We start from the raw sequence: 14,933 nt of genomic DNA on the forward strand, positions 1-14,933 counted from the left end.
GCCCGCGGCCGCGGCGCCCGCGCCGGACGTCCCGGCTCCGGCGGCGACCATCTGGGCGGCCGCGGCGCCGGCCATGGCCATGCCGCCAACCACAAGGCCCGTTCCGACGGCCGCGCCGGCGCCCAGTTGCGGCGCGCCCGACACCAGGCCCGACGCCACGCCAGGGCCGAAGATCGACAAGCCCAGAAGCGTCAGGGACGCCAGGGCCATGCCCAAGACCTCCTCCAGGGTGGGCTGACCGCTGGAGGCGCTGCTGAACTCGGCAAAGAGCGACGATCCGATGCCGACGATCACCGCCAGCACCATGACCTTGACGCCGCTGGCGATGACATTGCCTAGCACCTTTTCAGCCAGGAAGGCGGTGCGCCCGAAAAGGCCGAACGGCACCAGGACAAAGCCGGCCAGGGTCACGAGCTTGAACTCGATCAGGACGACGAAGACCTGAACGGCGATGATGAAGAAGGCGACTATGACCAGCAGGGCCACGGCCAGCAGGATGACGATCTGGACGATGTTCTCGAAGAAGCCCGGAAAGCCGCCCAGCTCCGCGGCGGCCTGGAGGATCGGCTTGCAGGCCGACACGCCTAGGGCCGCCAGGCGCCCGGGCCGCAAGAAGTCCTCGGCCGAGATCCCCGTCCCCGACGCCTTGAGGCCAAGGCCCGAGAAGCTCTTGAGCACGATAAGGCTGAGCGCCTGGAAGTTGCCGATCAGGAAGGCGAAGAAACCGACATAGAGGGTCTTCTTGACCAGCCGCGCCAGCACATCCTCGTTCTGCGCCCAGGCCCAGAACAGCGCCGCCAGGGTGACGTCGATGGCCACCAGGGTGGTCGACAGGAACGCCACCTCCCCGCCCAGGAGCCCGAACCCGCTATCGAGATAACGGTTGAAGGTGTCGAAGAACCGGTCGATGACGCCGACGTCGTTCATGACGCGGCCCCGCCGAAGAAGCGCTTGCGGGCCGACGCCCACGCCGCCCGGCATTGCGGGTCGTCGCCGCTGGCTTCGCCGAGCGTCTGGCATCGGGCCAGCTGGGGGTCTGGCGTCTCCGCGACCGATCGGTGATCCGATGATGGCTGGGACGCCCCGCCCGCCAAGACAGCGACGCCCAGTAGGATGATGAGGGCTGTCCCCCAAACGAGGGCTCGGGTCACGGCGTGCCAGCGCTCCCCATGAACTTGGAAAAGCGCGCCTTGGCGTCGGCTCGGGCGGCAGCCCGGTCGGCGGCTTCCAGGGCCTGGGCGCGGCCCTGGGCGATGTTGAGCGCGATCAGGTCCGACAATTGCTGAGCCTGGAGCGCCAAAAGCTGGTTGCCCGCCTGAGCGGCCTGCAGCCCGCCGACCGCGCCCTGGCTTTGACCCACCAGCGCGGTCAGCTGATCGCGGCTGGCCCCAAGCCCGCCGACCACGCCGGCCTGGACCTTCAGGGCGTCCTGAAATCCGGCCAGCGCCGCGCCCCAGCGCGCATCGGCGCGCTGCGTCAGGGCCGCGTCGGTGACCGACAGCGCGACGCTGCCGTACTGGCTCGAAAAGGCCTCGCGGATCGCGGCGACGTCATAGGCCAGGCCCTGAGCCTCCGCCAGCAGGGCCCGCGTGCGATCGACCTGGGCCTGCAGGGCGGCCAGCGACGAATAAGGCAGGCTCGCCAGGTTCCGGGCTTGTCCAACCAGCATCTGGGCCTGGTTCTGCAGGGCGGTGATCTGGTTGTTGATGGTCTGCAGGGCGCGGGCGGCCTGCAGGACGTTCTGGGCGTAGTTGGTCGGATCAAAGACCGTGAATTGGGCCAAGGCCGGGGTCGCAGCAACGGGCGCCAAGCCCAGAAGGCTCGCGGCCAGCACGCCCGCCAAGCGGCGGCGGTGTAAGATCATGACAATGTCTCCGAGGCGGAAGCTTGGGCGGCCGATCCGCCCGGCAGGAGGTCGGCGGTCCAATCCAGGCCCTTGCCGCGCAGCCAGGCGCGCGCGAACCCGCGCCGCCCGTGACTGGCCAAGACGCTGGCGATGGCGGCCTGGTCGGCCTTGGACGAGGCGGCGCAAAAGGCTAGGGCCACGGGCCCCAGGCCAAGATCGAACAATCGGTCGCCAACCCGGGATTGCAGGTAGTAGTCGCGGGCAGGCGTGGCTCGGGCCAGGATCTCGATTTGGCGCGGATTGAGGCCAAAGGCGGCGTAGGCCGCTGCACCCTGCGGCTCAAGTGCGCGCGGGTTGGGCAGGAAGATCCGGGTCGGGCAGCTTTCGATGATGGCCGGGGCGATGGCGCTGGTGGTGATGTCGGCCAGGGACTGAGTGGCGAAGACCACCGAGGCGTTCTTCTTGCGCAGGGTCTTGAGCCACTCGCGCAGCTGGGCGCCGAAGGCTGGGTCGTCGAGCGCCAGCCATCCCTCGTCGATGAGGATCAGGGTCGGGCGACCATCCAAGCGCCGGCCGATGCGGTGGAAGAGATAGGCCAGCACAGCAGGGGCCGCCGCGCCGCGCGCCAGGCCCTCGGTCTCGAAGACCTGGACGGCGGCGTCGCCGAGCCGCTCGCCCGCGCCATCGAGCAGCCGGCCATGCGGCCCGCCCAGCACGAAGGGGGCCAGGGCGGCTTTCAGGGCCGGCGCGGCCAGCAGCGCGACAAGGCCGGTCAGGGTGCGTTCGGGGAGCGGCGCGCCGGCAAGGCTTCCCAGCGCGGCCCACAGGTGCTCGCGCACCGAAGGGGTCAGGGTGACGCCTTCCCGAGCCAGGATCGCCGCCAGCCAGTCGGCCGCCCAGGTCCGCTCGTCGAGCTGGTCGATCCGGGCCAGGGGCTGGAGGGTCGGCGCCGCGCCGCTCTGTCCCGAAAGATCGTGGAAGTCACCGCCCATGCCGAGGACCGCCGCGCGGCTCGAGGCACCATAGTCGAAGGCGAAGACCTGGGCCTCGGGATAGCGGCGAAACGACAGGGCCAGCATGGCCAGGAGGACGCTCTTTCCCGCGCCGGTCGGCCCCACAACCAGGGTATGGCCGACATCGTCGACATGCAGGCAAAGCCGAAAGGGCGTCGATCCGGCCGTGCGCGCCACGAGCAGCGGCGGGCCGTCCAGATGCGCATTGCGCCGGGGTCCAGCCCACACCGCCGACATCGGCGCCAGATGCGCCAGGTTCAGGGTCGAGAGCGGCGGCTGGCGGATATTGGCGTAGACGTGGCCAGGCAAACTGCCGAGCCAGGCCTCCACGGCGTTGACGTCCTCGCGAATGACGGTGAGGTCGCGGGCCTGAATGACCTTCTCGACCAGGGCGAGCTTGGCGTCGGCCAGGGCGGGATCCTCGTCCCAGACCACGAGGCTTGCGGTGACATAGGCATAGGCGACCGCGTCGCCGCCGAGATCCTGCAGCGCCAGATCCGCGTCCCCGGCCTTGTTGGCCGCGTCGTTGTCGACCAGGGCCGCCGGCTCCTGGGTCAGGGCCTCGCGCAGCAGGACGAGCACGGACTTGCGCTTGGCGAACCATTGGCGGCGGATTTTGGTCAGCAGGCTCTGGGCGGCGGCCTTGTCCAGGCAGATGGCCCGGGTCGACCAGCGATAGGGCAAGGCCAGGCGGTTGAGGTCGTCGAGCAGGCCCGGCGTCGTCGAAGGGGGAAAGCCGACGATCGTCAGCACCCGCAGCGCGGCCCGGCCCAGACGCGGATCCAGGCCGCCGCTCAAGGGCTCAGTGGCCAGCAGAGCGTCGAGGTGGATGGGGGTCTCTGGAACCGCCACGCCCTGGCGAGCGGTCGAGACCGCCCCATGCAGGAAGCTCAATGTGGCCGCGTCATCGAGCCAGGCCAGGCGCGGCATTAGTCCGTCAAGGAGGGCCAGCAGCCGATCGGCGCGGTCGATGAAGGCGGAGCGCTCCGCGCGCCAGTCTATCTGGCTCCCGGCCCTGCCCTCCACGAAGAGGCGTTCAAGCCGGCCGCGGCGTTCGGCAGGCGGCAGGTAGGTCAGGGTCAGGAAGTAGCGGCTCTCGAAATGCTCGCCGCCGCCCAGAAAATCGGCGCGGCGCTCCTCGTCGACCAGGGCCGAGACCGGATCGGGAAAGACGCTCAAAGGATAGTCCTCCGCGCGGTCGCGGCGGGCCTCGACGAACAGCGCCCAGCCCGAGCCGAGTCTGCGCAAGGCGCCGTTGAGCCGCGCGGCGACAGCCGCGACCTCGGCATCGGTGGAGGAGTCGAGATCGGGCCCGCGAAACGCGGCGGTCCGCTGAAAGCCGCCGTCCTTGTTCAAAACGACGCCCGGCGCGACCAGGGCGACCCAGGGCAGGAAATCGGCCAGCAGCGCGGGCCGGCGGCGGTATTCGCGAAGATCGAGCATGGCTAGACCTCCAGTCGGGCCGGCAGGCGCACATGACGCGACCCGACCTCGAAGATCTGCGGATCGCGTCGCGCGGCCCAAACCGCCAGGCCGTGGCCGACCAGCCAGAGCATCAGGCCCAGCGCCCACAGGCGAAGGCCCATGCCCAGGGCCGCGGCCAGGGTGCCGTTGACCAGGGCGATCGCGCGTGGGGCGCCGGCCAGCAGCATCGGTTCGGTCAGGGCCCGGTGCACGGGCGCGGCGAACCCCATCGCGCGATCGCCGGCCATCAGATGACCGCCCCGCCGCCGAACGAGAAGAACGACAGGAAGAAGCTGGAGGCGGCGAAGGCGATCGACAGGCCAAACACGATCTGGATCAGCTTGCGCGATCCGCCCGAGGTCTCGCCAAAGGCCAGGGTCAGGCCCGTGACGATGATGATGATCACCGCGATGATCTTGGCGACCGGCCCCTCGACCGACTCCAGAATCTGCTGCAGCGGCTCTTCCCAGGGCATGGACGAACCGGCCGCGTGGGCCTGGGCGGCGATCAGGCCGAACGCCAGGACGCTCCCGGCGAGCAGCCAGCGCCGGATGGGCGGCAGGCGGGAAAAACGAGGGCGCTGGTCGGCGGGGGCGCACGCAGAAGCGCGCGGCACGGCAAGGCTCGTGGACACGAGACCATCTCCTTCAACGAGGTCAGGGTTTGCGGGGCTTAGGCTCTCAGGCGGGGCTGAGCTGGTAGGCGCCGTCGGGGCCAAAGCCCTCCAGGCGGACAAGGTCGGTCAAGCGTCGCGCTCGCCCGCGACCGGCGAGCACGGCGATGAGATCGATGGTTTCGGCGATCAGGGCCCGCGGCACGGTGACCACCGCTTCCTGGATCAGCTGGTCTAGACGCAGCAGCGCGCCCACGGCCGATCCGGCGTGCAGGGTCCCGACCCCGCCAGGGTGGCCGGTGCCCCAGGCCTTGATGAGATCCAGCGCCTCGGGTCCGCGGACCTCGCCGACGATAATTCGGTCAGGCCGCAGCCGCAGGGCCGAGCGCACGAGGTCGGTCAGCGAGGCCACGCCCTCGCGGGTCCGCAAGGCCACCTGGTTGCCAGCCGCGCACTGCAGCTCGCGCAGGTCCTCCAGCAGGATCACCCGGTCGCCGCCCATCGCCACCTCGGCCAGCAGGGCGTTGACCAGCGTGGTCTTGCCGCTCGAGGTGGGACCGGCGACCAGGATGTTGGCGCGCTCGCGCACGGCGCAGGCCAGCACCTGCCCTTCCCGCTCCGTCATGATCCCGGCCCGGACGTAGTCGTCGAGCCGAAAGACGAGGCTGGCGGGCTTTCGGATGGAGAAGGTCGGGGCGGCCGCCAGTGGCGGCATCAGGCCCTCGAAGCGCTCACCCGTTCCGGGGAGCTCGGCCGACAGTCGCGGCTGGCCGGCATGGATCTCGGCGGCGACGTGATGGGCCACCAGCCGCAGGATCCGTTCGGCGTCAGCGGGCGACACCGTCAGCCCCGCATCGATCATTCCCGCGTCGAGGCGGTCGATCCACACCCGGCCATCGGGGTTGAGCATGACCTCGGCCACGCCCGGATCCTCCAGCCGCGCCAGCAGCAGAGGCCCAAGAGCCGTGCGCAGCATCTGGCGGCTGCGCTCATGTCCAAGTTCGGTTTCGGAAGGGTCCACGGCTCATCCCCGGTTTCCACGGGGATGAGTAAGAAGACCTGGAATTGGCCGATCTCAACAGCCAAATCGCGCCGTCGTACCCTGGCGTACAGAGACAGGGAAACGGCGGCTCGACGCGCCAGGCCGGCCGGCGATCTAGGCCGCCGCGGCGCTCAGCGGCGTCACGAGCCGGGCGGCGATCTGGGCTCGCCGCGCTCCACGCTGGGCGTAGGTCACCGCCTCGGCGATCACTTCGGCCGCCACGTCAGCCTCCAGGGCGGCCAGCCTGATGAGGATAATCCCGGCCTTGCGCCGTCGGCCAGGCTCGCAGCTCAAGGCCTGGCTCATCGACAGCACCAGCGTCTGGCGCGCGGGATCGACCTTGATGACCGCATGGGCAGCGTCCGGCCAGCCCAGCGTGGCGAAGGTGTTTCCGCCGAGGCGAACCTGCCTGGCCTCCAAGACCAGCTTGGCCACCGCGCCGGGCGCGAGGCCGTGGACCCGTTGCAGAAAATCGTCCGGCGTCATCGCATCCCTCGTCACCTCGGCAAACAGACCCTGAGTCTGGCTGGCGAGGCAAAGTCGAGGCGCCCAACGTCAGAAGCGGACGCTCGAGGCGAGGCTTCGCACAAGCGGAGGTACGAGATCACCAGGGCGCCACGAAGCAGGTTGTGGGCGCTCACCGCCGAGGAGCCTCCGCACGGTGGAAAAAATGCTCCAATGCCGCAGCATCGTGCTGACAACTTCACTCGCTCCGCCTTGCGTCGCCGGCCAACCCCAATCAAGTTCTCGCCGAACTTATGAATGGATTGCGGCGTGACGGAAATCGCTGACGACATCGCGGCGGTCGCCTCGATCGAGGTCGTTCCCAGAATCCTGCAGAACGTCTGCCGGCTGACCGGCATGGGTTATGCCGTGGTCGCCAGGGTCACGCCTGACCGCTGGGTCGCGTGCGCGGTGGCCGATCACATCGACTTCGGACTTCCGGTCGGCGGGGAACTCAGCGTCGAGACGACGCTTTGCAGCGAGATCCGCGACCATCACCAGTCAGTCTTGATCAGCAACGTCGCCGAGGACGCGCAATACGCCAATCATCCCACGCCGGCCATGTACGGCCTGCAAAGCTACATCGCTGTCCCGATTTTTTGCCAAGGGGAGTTCTTCGGCACCCTGTGCGCCATCGATCCCGCGCCGGCTCCATTGGCTGAGCGCAACGCCAAGGAGACGTTCGAACTCTTCGCGCAGCTGATTGGGGCCCAGCTTGAGGCTGGACGTCGACTGGCGTTCAGCGAAGCGGCCCTGACCAATGAACGCGCCGGCTCCGAGCTGCGCGAACAGTTCATCGCCGTGCTCGGGCACGACCTTCGCAACCCCTTGGCGGCGGTCGAGGGCGGGGTTCGCCTCCTGCGCAAGGACCCCACAGGCCCACGCAGCGATTGGATCCTTAGTCAGATGGAGGCCAGCACGACGCGCATGGCCGGGTTGATTTCCGACGTCATGGATTTTGCCCGTGCGCGCTTGGGCGGCGGCTTCAATGTCGACCTCTCGCTGGACGGCGAAGTGGGCCCTGCCCTTCTGGCTGTGGTGTCCGAACTCTGGACGGCGCACCCCGATCGCGTGATCGAAGCCAACATCATCGTCCCCGAAGCGATTCCGGCCGACCGGCAAAGGCTGGCCCAGCTTCTCTCAAACCTGGTGGCCAACGCCCTCACCCACGGCGCCAAGGATAGCGCCGTGGTCGTCAAGGCCGAGATAAGCGGCCCGATGTTCGAGTTATCGGTCGCCAACCAGGGCCCGCCCATTCCCAGTGGAACCCTGGCGCGCCTGTTCCAGCCGTTCGAGCGCGCGTCAGCCACGCCAACCCAGCAGGGGCTTGGCCTTGGGCTCTATATCGCCTCGGAGATCGCTCGCGCCCATAAGGCGACGCTGACGGCGACCTCCACCTCCGAAGAGACCCGTTTCACCTTGCGCATGCCGATCGGTATCTGACCAACCGTCGCCAGTTCCCGCGTCAAGTCGGTGCGCAAGACGTCGAGTTTGGATTGGCGGCGAGCGGATAGTTGGAGGCGCGCCACATGCGGACATTGGGATCGAGCGAGGAACCGGACCCAAGATCCCCGGCGCCGAACGCGATGAGCAGCTCATCACTTCGGCTTTTGGCGGACGGCGTTGTAGACCGCGTCGAGACCTGTGAGTCCGCCCGGAACGAAGGGCTTGACCTCGATCGTGTCCCCCAACTCCAGGATGCGCGGATCGGCCTCATCAAACGGCGGCCAGGCGGGGCGGCCGTCGCCGTTCGGATCGCCGGTGCGGGCGAAGGCGACCCATTGGTCGACCATGGTCGCCGAGAGCCGCCGGTCGATCTCAGTCCAGGCCCAGCGCTCCTGATCGAGCTGACCGAACATGTACCAAAGCTCGGCGAAGTGCGATGCGCCCCAGCCGGCCCGAACCGAGTTGCTAGGGAACGGTGGCCGGCGTGAGAAGCGGTAGAGATAGGCCGGCGTCCCCGTCCGCGCCTGCAGCCGGACCCAGGCCCACATGTCCCAGCCGAAACGCAGATCGCGCTCGAACGCATCGCGTGCGGCTTGGGCCCCCACATCGTCGCTGAAGGGATAGCCGGCCAGCAGCGCGGACGGCAGTTGGCCGAACGTGTTGGCCAGATCTGCCTGGAAGCTTGCCGCGCGGATGGCCGACAGGTCGGTCAGGGACCGAGCCTCCTCGGCGTTGTAGCCTAGCAGCAGCGGGACGCGGCTCTGGCGGCGGGCCGTATAGGCGTCCCAGGGCGCCAGCGGCAGGACCCGCGCGCCTATCACCGGATGGCCCAGACGCGCCGCGTCAGGCGCAGTGAGAGCCTCTACCGGCAAGGCCCGCAACTGCGCCGTCGTTGTCGCGCCGAGCTTCTCGGCGAAGGCCGCTCCGTCGCGCTCGGCACTGGCCAATTGGTAGCTGGGGGCTAGGGCGATGGGCTCGAATAGACCGCCGCTCTGCGCGATGGCGCGATGAAACAGGCCCGTGGCCTCCGGCGACGCCAGCAGCAGGCTGACGGACATGGCGCCCGCCGACTGCCCCGCGATTGTCACGTTCCGCGGGTCGCCGCCAAACGCGGCGATGTTGCGTTGGACCCAGCGCAGCGCCGCGATCTGGTCCATGAGGCCGAAATTGCCGGATGATCCGCCATCCTCCGCGCTCAGCGCCGGATGGGCCATAAAGCCCAGCGCGCCCAGGCGATAGGCGATCGACACAACCACCACACCGCGCGCGGCTAAGGTGTCGCCGGAATACAGCGGCAACGACGTTGCGCCATTAGTCCAGCCCCCGCCGTGGATCCAGACGATGACCGGCGAGCGAGCGGCGGGCTTGGCGGTTTTGCTCGACGTCCACACGTTCAAATAGAGGCAGTCCTCGCTTGTCGCGGGAGCCGGCTCGCCAGGCATGGAGACGCCACGCTGCGGACAGGCCGGGGCAAACGTGTTCGCGGGCCGCAGACTCGTCCAAGGCATTGCGGGACGCGGCGCTCGCCACCGTAGGTCGCCGACCGGAGGCCGGGCGTAGGGCAGACCGAGGAAGGCCAGAACGCCGCCGGTTTCGACACCCTCGATGCTACCAGTGTCCAGCCGCGCCACCGGCGCGGCGTGCACAAGACTGACCCACATCCAAAACACCGTCACTAGCCCGATCCTACGCATCGCTTCGCCTCCTTGGGTACAAGGCGACAGGGTCGCGGCTTGCGCGCGGATCGATAAGACCGGTTTGTCCCGCCCAGACCTCGGCTCGTCACTTTGCCGAAAGGGCCGTGGACGCGGGGGACCCGGCCGGTGCAAATGACGCCATGGTTTTGCCGCGCTTACTTCCACGCCTCGACCGCCTATCCGGCCCCGGCTGGCTTGGCGCGGGCTTTCTCTATTGGCTGGCGCTGGTCTGCGCGCTCGAGCCTGGCAACCTCGCCGCCGCCAGCACGCCGCCTCCTTGGCTGCGCGAGGTCATACGCTTGCTGGCCGCCGGGGCCCTAGGCGCGGCCGCGACGCCGGCGGTGCTCGCCCTGGCCGGCGCAGGCAACCGCGCGCGCGCTGTGGGCGTGCTGGCCCTGGCCTTCGGCCTGATCATCGTCTCGTGTCTCTTGGAGGCTTGGCTCCTGGACGGCCACGCCTTGCCGAGCCTGCACGGGATCTGGCAGGAGCTGGCGGCCAACTTCGTGCTGCTCGTGTTCGGTTTGTCGGTGTCCCTGGGCTTCGTGCTGCTGGTCCGCCGCGACCGAGCGCAGCCCGCGCGCCTCGTGTTCAGCGAGCGGGGTCGGACTCTCGTGATCCACCCCCACGATATCGAATGGATCGAGAGCCAGGGCAATTACCAGGCCATCCGCGCGTGCGGTGTCACCCACCTGGTGCGCCAGACCTTGGAGGACCTGGAGGGGCGCCTTGATTCCGACCGCTTCGTGCGAATCCACCGCCGGACGATCGTCGCGGTGTCGGGCGTGCGGACACTCGCTGCCCTGTCGAATGGTGACGCCGAGCTCACCATGGCCGACGGCCAAGTCCTGAGGGTCGCGCGCGGTCGCCGGGCCCGACTGTCCGAAGCGTTGGCGAGGTTCGCGTAGAACCCTCCATGCAACGGTCGGCGCCTCTCTCCGGCCAGGTCGCGCCAGCAGCAGAACTTGGGATCGCTCCAGGAACACGACGTTCGATAGGGCCGGTCCGCAGCGATAAATGCCTTATTCGGTGCGCATTCCCATCGGAACCTGCTGCAGCTAAGCTCATCGATCGAGGCAAGCCTGCAGATACTCGATGAAGCGCTGGGTTTTGGCCGGCAAGAGGCGCGTCTCGGTGATGGCGTAGACAGAGATCGGCGCGGCTGACCATTCAGGTAAGACGCGGCAAAGATCGCCGCGCTCTACGTCCTCGGAAACGATGCCGTCGGCAAGCAGGCCGATCCCCATTCCCATCGTCGCCAGCCGGCGGATCATGCCAATGCTGTTGAGCCTGAAGCGTCCGTGCGTGAGGACTTCCACGACGTCGCCGCCTGACGACAGGCTCCAGTGGTCGATCCTCGGCGTGCAAAGGCACTCGTGGTCGATGAGATCAGCGGGCGCCTTCGGTGCGCCTCGTCGATCCAGATAGGCTGGCGAGGCATAGAGGCTGCGGCCGACCGTGGCCAGTCGGCGGGCGATAAGCCCGGAGTCGCTCAGCTCCCCCATCCGGATCGCCACATCGAACGGCTCGGCGACAAGGTCGACGCGGCGCGGGGTCAGATCGAACTCAAACGAGATGGCGGGGTATTTTTCGGCAAATTCGGCGATCACCGGCGTCAGGAAGTAGGTTCCAAAATCCACGGGTAGCGACACCCGCAAGGTTCCGCTCGGCTGTTCCAGCAACTCGCCCAATTGCTCATGAGCAAGACGGGCCTCATCAACGATGCGGCGACAACGTTCATAATAGAGCTGACCGGCTTCGGTGGGCTCGACTTTACGGGTGGTCCGGTTGAGCAGCCGAAGGCCAACGGCCTTTTCCAGCATTCCAATCCGGCGCGATAAGGTCGAGCTTGGCATGTGCAGGGCCTCTGCGGCCCTTCGGAAACTCCGTGTTTTCATGACCTCGACGAACAGCGCCATGTCGGCCAAAAGTTCCATGTCGATTGTTCCACCAGTGGATTATTCAATCCCAATCTGACGCCTTTATCTCATTGCCAGAGAGGTTGCACGATGGGCCATGGAAGACATTCGGCATTCGGCGGACAGCGCTGGCCCTACGGTCCTGAACTTGCAGCGCGCGCGTCACGGGCCGACGTTTCAAGCCTTCGGGCTTCGGGGCTCCAAGATCCAAGCGCTCTGCGACCCCTATCTGAACATCGACCACGCCTGGATGAGCGCACCGACCTTTCCGCCCCACCCTCACGCGGGCTTCTCGGCGATCTCTTACGTCTTTGCCGATTCAGAAACCGGCCTGGCCAATCGTGACTCCCTGGGCACGCAAAACCTGATCGCGCCCGGCGGGCTGCATTGGACCGCGGCAGGCCAAGGCATCGTTCACGAGGAGAGGCCTGCAGAGCCGGGCAAGACCGTCCACGCGCTTCAGATCTTCGTCGATCTGCCGCCTCGGCTTCGGACCGCTTCCCCGTTTGTTCTTGGCCTGGGCCCGGAAGAGATCCCGATCGCGCGGACGTCTGGCGCAGCTGTCAGAGTCGCGCTTGGTGACTTTGCGGGTCAGCGCTCGCCGCTCCAGCCGCCCAATGACGTTGGCCTCTTGGATATCACGCTGAACGCGGCGGGAAGTCTCGGCGTAGCCATCCCGGCGGGCCATGTGGCGATCCTGATGCCCATCGCCGGCGCCACGCGGGTCGAGGGGAGACGCTACGCCCTCGAAGACGCGCGCCTTCCCGTGTTTCCCGCCGCCGCCTCACAGCGCCAGATCACCCTGACCGCCGACGAAGGTCCCGCACAGGTGGTCGTCTTTACCGGTCGCCCGTTGGCCGAGCGGCTGGTGTGAAGGCCCTGATATGTCGATCCCCTCACAAGGAACATCTCTATGAGCTTTGAACCCTTCACGGCGCAGAACGCGGTCATGCTGTTGGTGGATCATCAGGTCGGCACGATCGCAATGGTCGGCTCGACCGATCCTGAGCGCCTCAAGCGCAACGTGGTGATGCTGGCGCAGGTCGCTCGGATCCTTGATCTACCGGTCATTCTCACCTCCAGTATGGAGGACCAAGCCCAGGGTCCGCTGGTCGAGGATCTACCGGCGATCTTGCCGGCCGCCCACGCGGCGCGGATCAAGCGGCGGGGCGTGATCAACGCCGTAGAGGATCCGGCCGTCGCGAGGGCGATCCAAACGACGGGGCGAAAGAAGATCATCCTGGCCGGCGTCACCAACGACGTCTGCACCGTGCTCCCGGCTTTGAGCTTGGTCGGCGACAGGTTCACTGTCCAGGTCGTCGCCGACGCGGGTGGATCGCCGACGCTGGCCGGTGACGAGCTGGCCCTGCGCCGCATGGAACAAGCCGGCGTCTTGCTTGCGGGGACCAACCAGATGGTCGCCGAACTGGTCGGGGACTGGAGTACGCCGCAAGGCCAGGAGGTCATCAAGCTCATCCGGTCGGACGCGGGCTGATATGAAAAGGGACAAGTCGTTTTCCTTGGGGCTGAAGGCGGGCGCGCCCGTCAGTTTTGCAGGCAAGACCGCGATCATCGTGGGCGGCACCGGCGGTCTGGGCCGGGAGATCGCGCGCAGCATCGCGCAGCGAGGCGGCCAGGTGGTTGTCGTCGGCCGAACATTCAGGGACACCGAGATGCTAGGCATCCGGTTCGTCCAGGCCGATCTTAGTTTGATGCGGGAAGCCGCCCGAGTGGCCGATGTGCTGCCGGCCGAGCATGCCGACTTTCTGATCTTCACCACCGGCATCTTCGCAGCGCCCCACCGTCAGCAAACGCAGGAGGGTCTTGAACGCGACATCGCCGTCAGCTTCCTCAATCGTGTGGTCATGCTGCGACGACTGGCGCCGCGGCTAGGCAGGGCCCGAACGGACGCCACGAGCAGACCGCGCGTGTTCGTCATGGGCTATCCCGGCAGCGGGCAGGCGGGCGCCTATGATGACCTCAACGCCGAGCGAAGCTACAAGGGCATGGCGGTCCACATGAATACCGTCGCGGGCAACGAGATCCTCGTGGCCGACGCGGTCGATCGCTACCCCGAGTTGGACACGTTCGGGCTCAATCCCGGGCTGATCAAGACCGATATCCGCTCCAACATGCTGGGGGCGGGTTCTTTGCAACATCGCATCATCGAGGCCCTGATCGGCGCCTTTTCGCCCACGCCACGTGCCTATGCCGAAAAGATGGCCCCGCTGATCGCCAGCCCAAGGCTGGAAGGCCAGAGCGGGCGGCTGTTCAACCGCGATGGCGATGCGCTGTCGCCCTCGCCTGGCATCGACAAGATCCATTCGCAGCGATTCCTGAACGCGTCGGAAGCGCTCGTTCGCCGGACCGGCATCACCCTGGCCGGCTGAGCCGTCCTTGTCCTCACCCTGGAAAACACCATGTCGAAACTGAACATCGCCGTGATCATCGGCAGTACGCGCGACGCGCGATTTGCCCCTACGCCAGCGGCCTGGATCGCTGATCTGGCTGGCCGGCGTGACGATCTCGATGTCGAGATCGTCGACCTGAAGGGCTTCGACCTGCCCTTCTTCAACGAGGTCGCGTCAAACGCCTGGCGTCCTAGCCAAGACCCGCGCGCCATCGCCTGGCAAAAGAAGATTTCGGAATTTGACGGCTACGTCGTGGTGACGGCGGAGTACAACCACTCGATTACGGCCGCGCTCAAGAACGCCTTCGACCAAGCTTATGTGGAATGGGGTCGCAAGCCCATCGGCTTCGTCGGCTATGGCGGCGTTGGAGCCGCACGCGCGATCGAGCATGCCCGCGCTATCGCCGTCGAACTGCAGATGGTCCCCGTGCGAAGCGCGGTCCACATCGGCGGTGGCGATTTCGTCAAGGTCGTTCACCAGCGCCAGCCCATGACGGAGATCGAAACCTCGATCACGCCGGCAGCCAACGAGATGCTCGATCAGCTGGCCTGGTGGGGCCGCGCGACCAAGGCGGCGCGCTAGCTAGGAGGCACGAATGGACGACGCGGCGGCGGTAGAGGCCTACTTCGAAGCCTGGCAGGCCAATCAACCCGAATGGCTGGACGCGGTGCTGGCCCCAGACATCCACGTCGAGGGTCCTTTAGGGGTGATCGACGGCGCGTCGCAATACAAGGCGGCGCTCTCGCGTCTCTTCGCTATCACCCGACGACTGGAAATTCGAAAGCGCTGGGTCGATGGGCCGGACGTAGGGACCTGGTTCGACCTGCACCATACTGGTGACGCCAAGGCGATCGCTTGCGTGAATTGGCTGCGCATTGAGGCTGGTCTCGTAACTCAGGTGAAGGTTGCGTTCGATCCGAGGGCTATCCTGACCCTGATGAACCGTTGAGGCCGTTTGTTAGGCAACTGCGCGCCATAAGC

The 14,933-nt window shown here is 67.3% G+C and carries 17 protein-coding genes; 7 read left to right on the plus strand and 10 right to left on the minus strand.

Annotation, left to right across the window (positions count from 1 at the left end; translation table 11 throughout):
• The 8 genes from trbL to DDF67_RS04900 all read right to left on the minus strand — a co-directional run.
• On the minus strand, positions 1 to 927 hold a 927-nt coding region (gene trbL / locus DDF67_RS04865; RefSeq protein WP_109099811.1), incomplete at its 3' end, for a P-type conjugative transfer protein TrbL.
• Entirely contained in the window at positions 924 to 1,151 is a 228-nt protein-coding gene (trbK-alt, locus tag DDF67_RS04870; RefSeq protein ID WP_109099812.1) for a putative entry exclusion protein TrbK-alt, read from the minus strand. The genes trbL and trbK-alt, both read right to left, overlap by 4 nt.
• Positions 1,148 to 1,864, minus strand: a complete 717-nt coding sequence (gene trbJ / locus DDF67_RS04875; protein ID WP_109099813.1) for a P-type conjugative transfer protein TrbJ — start codon at positions 1,862 to 1,864, stop codon at positions 1,148 to 1,150. Before trbJ ends, trbK-alt begins: the two co-directional genes overlap by 4 nt.
• Entirely contained in the window at positions 1,861 to 4,302 is a 2,442-nt protein-coding gene (gene trbE / locus DDF67_RS04880) for a conjugal transfer protein TrbE (protein WP_109099814.1), read from the minus strand. The genes trbJ and trbE overlap by 4 nt, the downstream gene beginning before the upstream one ends.
• 2 nt (positions 4,303 to 4,304) lie before the next feature.
• The gene (locus tag DDF67_RS04885) at positions 4,305 to 4,571 is read right to left on the minus strand and encodes a VirB3 family type IV secretion system protein (RefSeq protein ID WP_109099815.1); all 267 of its coding nucleotides are present in this window, start codon (positions 4,569 to 4,571) and stop codon (positions 4,305 to 4,307) included.
• Positions 4,571 to 4,876 carry a TrbC/VirB2 family protein gene (locus tag DDF67_RS04890; protein ID WP_456297800.1) on the minus strand — a complete coding sequence of 102 codons (306 nt, stop codon included), beginning with the start codon at positions 4,874 to 4,876 and terminating at the stop codon, positions 4,571 to 4,573. The genes DDF67_RS04885 and DDF67_RS04890 overlap by 1 nt, the downstream gene beginning before the upstream one ends.
• Before the next feature lie 127 nt (positions 4,877 to 5,003).
• A complete protein-coding gene (gene trbB, locus DDF67_RS04895; RefSeq protein WP_109099816.1) occupies positions 5,004 to 5,912 on the minus strand; it encodes a P-type conjugative transfer ATPase TrbB in 909 nt (302 codons plus the stop codon).
• A gap of 180 nt (positions 5,913 to 6,092) precedes the next feature.
• On the minus strand, positions 6,093 to 6,464 hold the full coding sequence (locus tag DDF67_RS04900) for an MmcQ/YjbR family DNA-binding protein (protein ID WP_109099817.1): 372 nt from the start codon (positions 6,462 to 6,464) through the stop codon (positions 6,093 to 6,095).
• Positions 6,465 to 6,752: 288 nt separating this feature from the next.
• Between DDF67_RS04900 and DDF67_RS04905 the strand changes: the two genes are divergently transcribed.
• Entirely contained in the window at positions 6,753 to 7,925 is a 1,173-nt protein-coding gene (locus DDF67_RS04905; protein ID WP_199229155.1) for a GAF domain-containing sensor histidine kinase, read from the plus strand.
• Positions 7,926 to 8,080: 155 nt separating this feature from the next.
• On the opposite strand, the gene DDF67_RS04910 is transcribed toward DDF67_RS04905, so the two are convergent.
• Positions 8,081 to 9,622, minus strand: a complete 1,542-nt coding sequence (locus DDF67_RS04910) for a carboxylesterase/lipase family protein (RefSeq protein WP_109099819.1) — start codon at positions 9,620 to 9,622, stop codon at positions 8,081 to 8,083.
• A gap of 143 nt (positions 9,623 to 9,765) precedes the next feature.
• Between DDF67_RS04910 and DDF67_RS04915 the strand changes: the two genes are divergently transcribed.
• A complete protein-coding gene (locus DDF67_RS04915) occupies positions 9,766 to 10,530 on the plus strand; it encodes a LytTR family DNA-binding domain-containing protein (protein ID WP_146197957.1) in 765 nt (254 codons plus the stop codon).
• A 156-nt stretch (positions 10,531 to 10,686) separates the two neighbouring features.
• Here DDF67_RS04915 and DDF67_RS04920 read toward each other — a convergent pair whose 3' ends face one another.
• Entirely contained in the window at positions 10,687 to 11,559 is an 873-nt protein-coding gene (locus DDF67_RS04920; protein WP_109099821.1) for a LysR family transcriptional regulator, read from the minus strand.
• A gap of 79 nt (positions 11,560 to 11,638) precedes the next feature.
• On the opposite strand from DDF67_RS04920, the gene DDF67_RS04925 reads away from it, so the two are divergent.
• The 5 genes from DDF67_RS04925 to DDF67_RS04945 are packed head-to-tail and all read left to right on the plus strand — an operon-like array spanning position 11,639 to position 14,901.
• The gene (locus tag DDF67_RS04925) at positions 11,639 to 12,415 is read left to right on the plus strand and encodes a pirin family protein (RefSeq protein WP_109099822.1); all 777 of its coding nucleotides are present in this window, start codon (positions 11,639 to 11,641) and stop codon (positions 12,413 to 12,415) included.
• Positions 12,416 to 12,454: 39 nt separating this feature from the next.
• Positions 12,455 to 13,036 (plus strand): isochorismatase family protein, encoded by a 582-nt coding sequence (locus DDF67_RS04930; protein WP_109099823.1) that lies wholly within the window; start codon positions 12,455 to 12,457, stop codon positions 13,034 to 13,036.
• 1 nt (position 13,037) lies between these two features.
• Positions 13,038 to 13,931: an SDR family NAD(P)-dependent oxidoreductase gene (locus DDF67_RS04935; protein WP_109099824.1), complete on the plus strand. Its 894-nt coding sequence runs from the start codon at positions 13,038 to 13,040 to the stop codon at positions 13,929 to 13,931.
• A gap of 30 nt (positions 13,932 to 13,961) precedes the next feature.
• Positions 13,962 to 14,534 (plus strand): NADPH-dependent FMN reductase, encoded by a 573-nt coding sequence (locus tag DDF67_RS04940; protein WP_109099825.1) that lies wholly within the window; start codon positions 13,962 to 13,964, stop codon positions 14,532 to 14,534.
• 13 nt (positions 14,535 to 14,547) lie between these two features.
• Positions 14,548 to 14,901 (plus strand): nuclear transport factor 2 family protein, encoded by a 354-nt coding sequence (locus DDF67_RS04945; RefSeq protein ID WP_109099826.1) that lies wholly within the window; start codon positions 14,548 to 14,550, stop codon positions 14,899 to 14,901.
• Positions 14,902 to 14,933 lie beyond the last annotated feature (32 nt).

This window comes from Caulobacter endophyticus (genome assembly GCF_003116815.1).
Lineage (GTDB): Bacteria > Pseudomonadota > Alphaproteobacteria > Caulobacterales > Caulobacteraceae > Caulobacter > Caulobacter endophyticus.

Bases quoted from the DNA above. Each gene is read 5' to 3' on its own strand.
- trbJ (WP_109099813.1), bottom strand. From the start codon at position 1,864: ATGATCTTACACCGCCGCCGCTTGGCGGGCGTGCTGGCCGCGAGCCTT.
- trbE (WP_109099814.1), bottom strand. From the start codon at position 4,302: ATGCTCGATCTTCGCGAATACCGCCGCCGGCCCGCGCTGCTGGCCGAT.
- DDF67_RS04885 (WP_109099815.1), bottom strand. From the start codon at position 4,571: ATGGCCGGCGATCGCGCGATGGGGTTCGCCGCGCCCGTGCACCGGGCC.
- trbB (WP_109099816.1), bottom strand. From the start codon at position 5,912: ATGCTGCGCACGGCTCTTGGGCCTCTGCTGCTGGCGCGGCTGGAGGAT.
- DDF67_RS04900 (WP_109099817.1), bottom strand. From the start codon at position 6,464: ATGACGCCGGACGATTTTCTGCAACGGGTCCACGGCCTCGCGCCCGGC.
- DDF67_RS04910 (WP_109099819.1), bottom strand. From the start codon at position 9,622: ATGCGTAGGATCGGGCTAGTGACGGTGTTTTGGATGTGGGTCAGTCTT.
- DDF67_RS04915 (WP_146197957.1), top strand. From the start codon at position 9,766: ATGGTTTTGCCGCGCTTACTTCCACGCCTCGACCGCCTATCCGGCCCC.
- DDF67_RS04920 (WP_109099821.1), bottom strand. From the start codon at position 11,559: ATGGAACTTTTGGCCGACATGGCGCTGTTCGTCGAGGTCATGAAAACA.
- DDF67_RS04925 (WP_109099822.1), top strand. From the start codon at position 11,639: ATGGAAGACATTCGGCATTCGGCGGACAGCGCTGGCCCTACGGTCCTG.
- DDF67_RS04930 (WP_109099823.1), top strand. From the start codon at position 12,455: ATGAGCTTTGAACCCTTCACGGCGCAGAACGCGGTCATGCTGTTGGTG.
- DDF67_RS04935 (WP_109099824.1), top strand. From the start codon at position 13,038: ATGAAAAGGGACAAGTCGTTTTCCTTGGGGCTGAAGGCGGGCGCGCCC.
- DDF67_RS04940 (WP_109099825.1), top strand. From the start codon at position 13,962: ATGTCGAAACTGAACATCGCCGTGATCATCGGCAGTACGCGCGACGCG.
- DDF67_RS04945 (WP_109099826.1), top strand. From the start codon at position 14,548: ATGGACGACGCGGCGGCGGTAGAGGCCTACTTCGAAGCCTGGCAGGCC.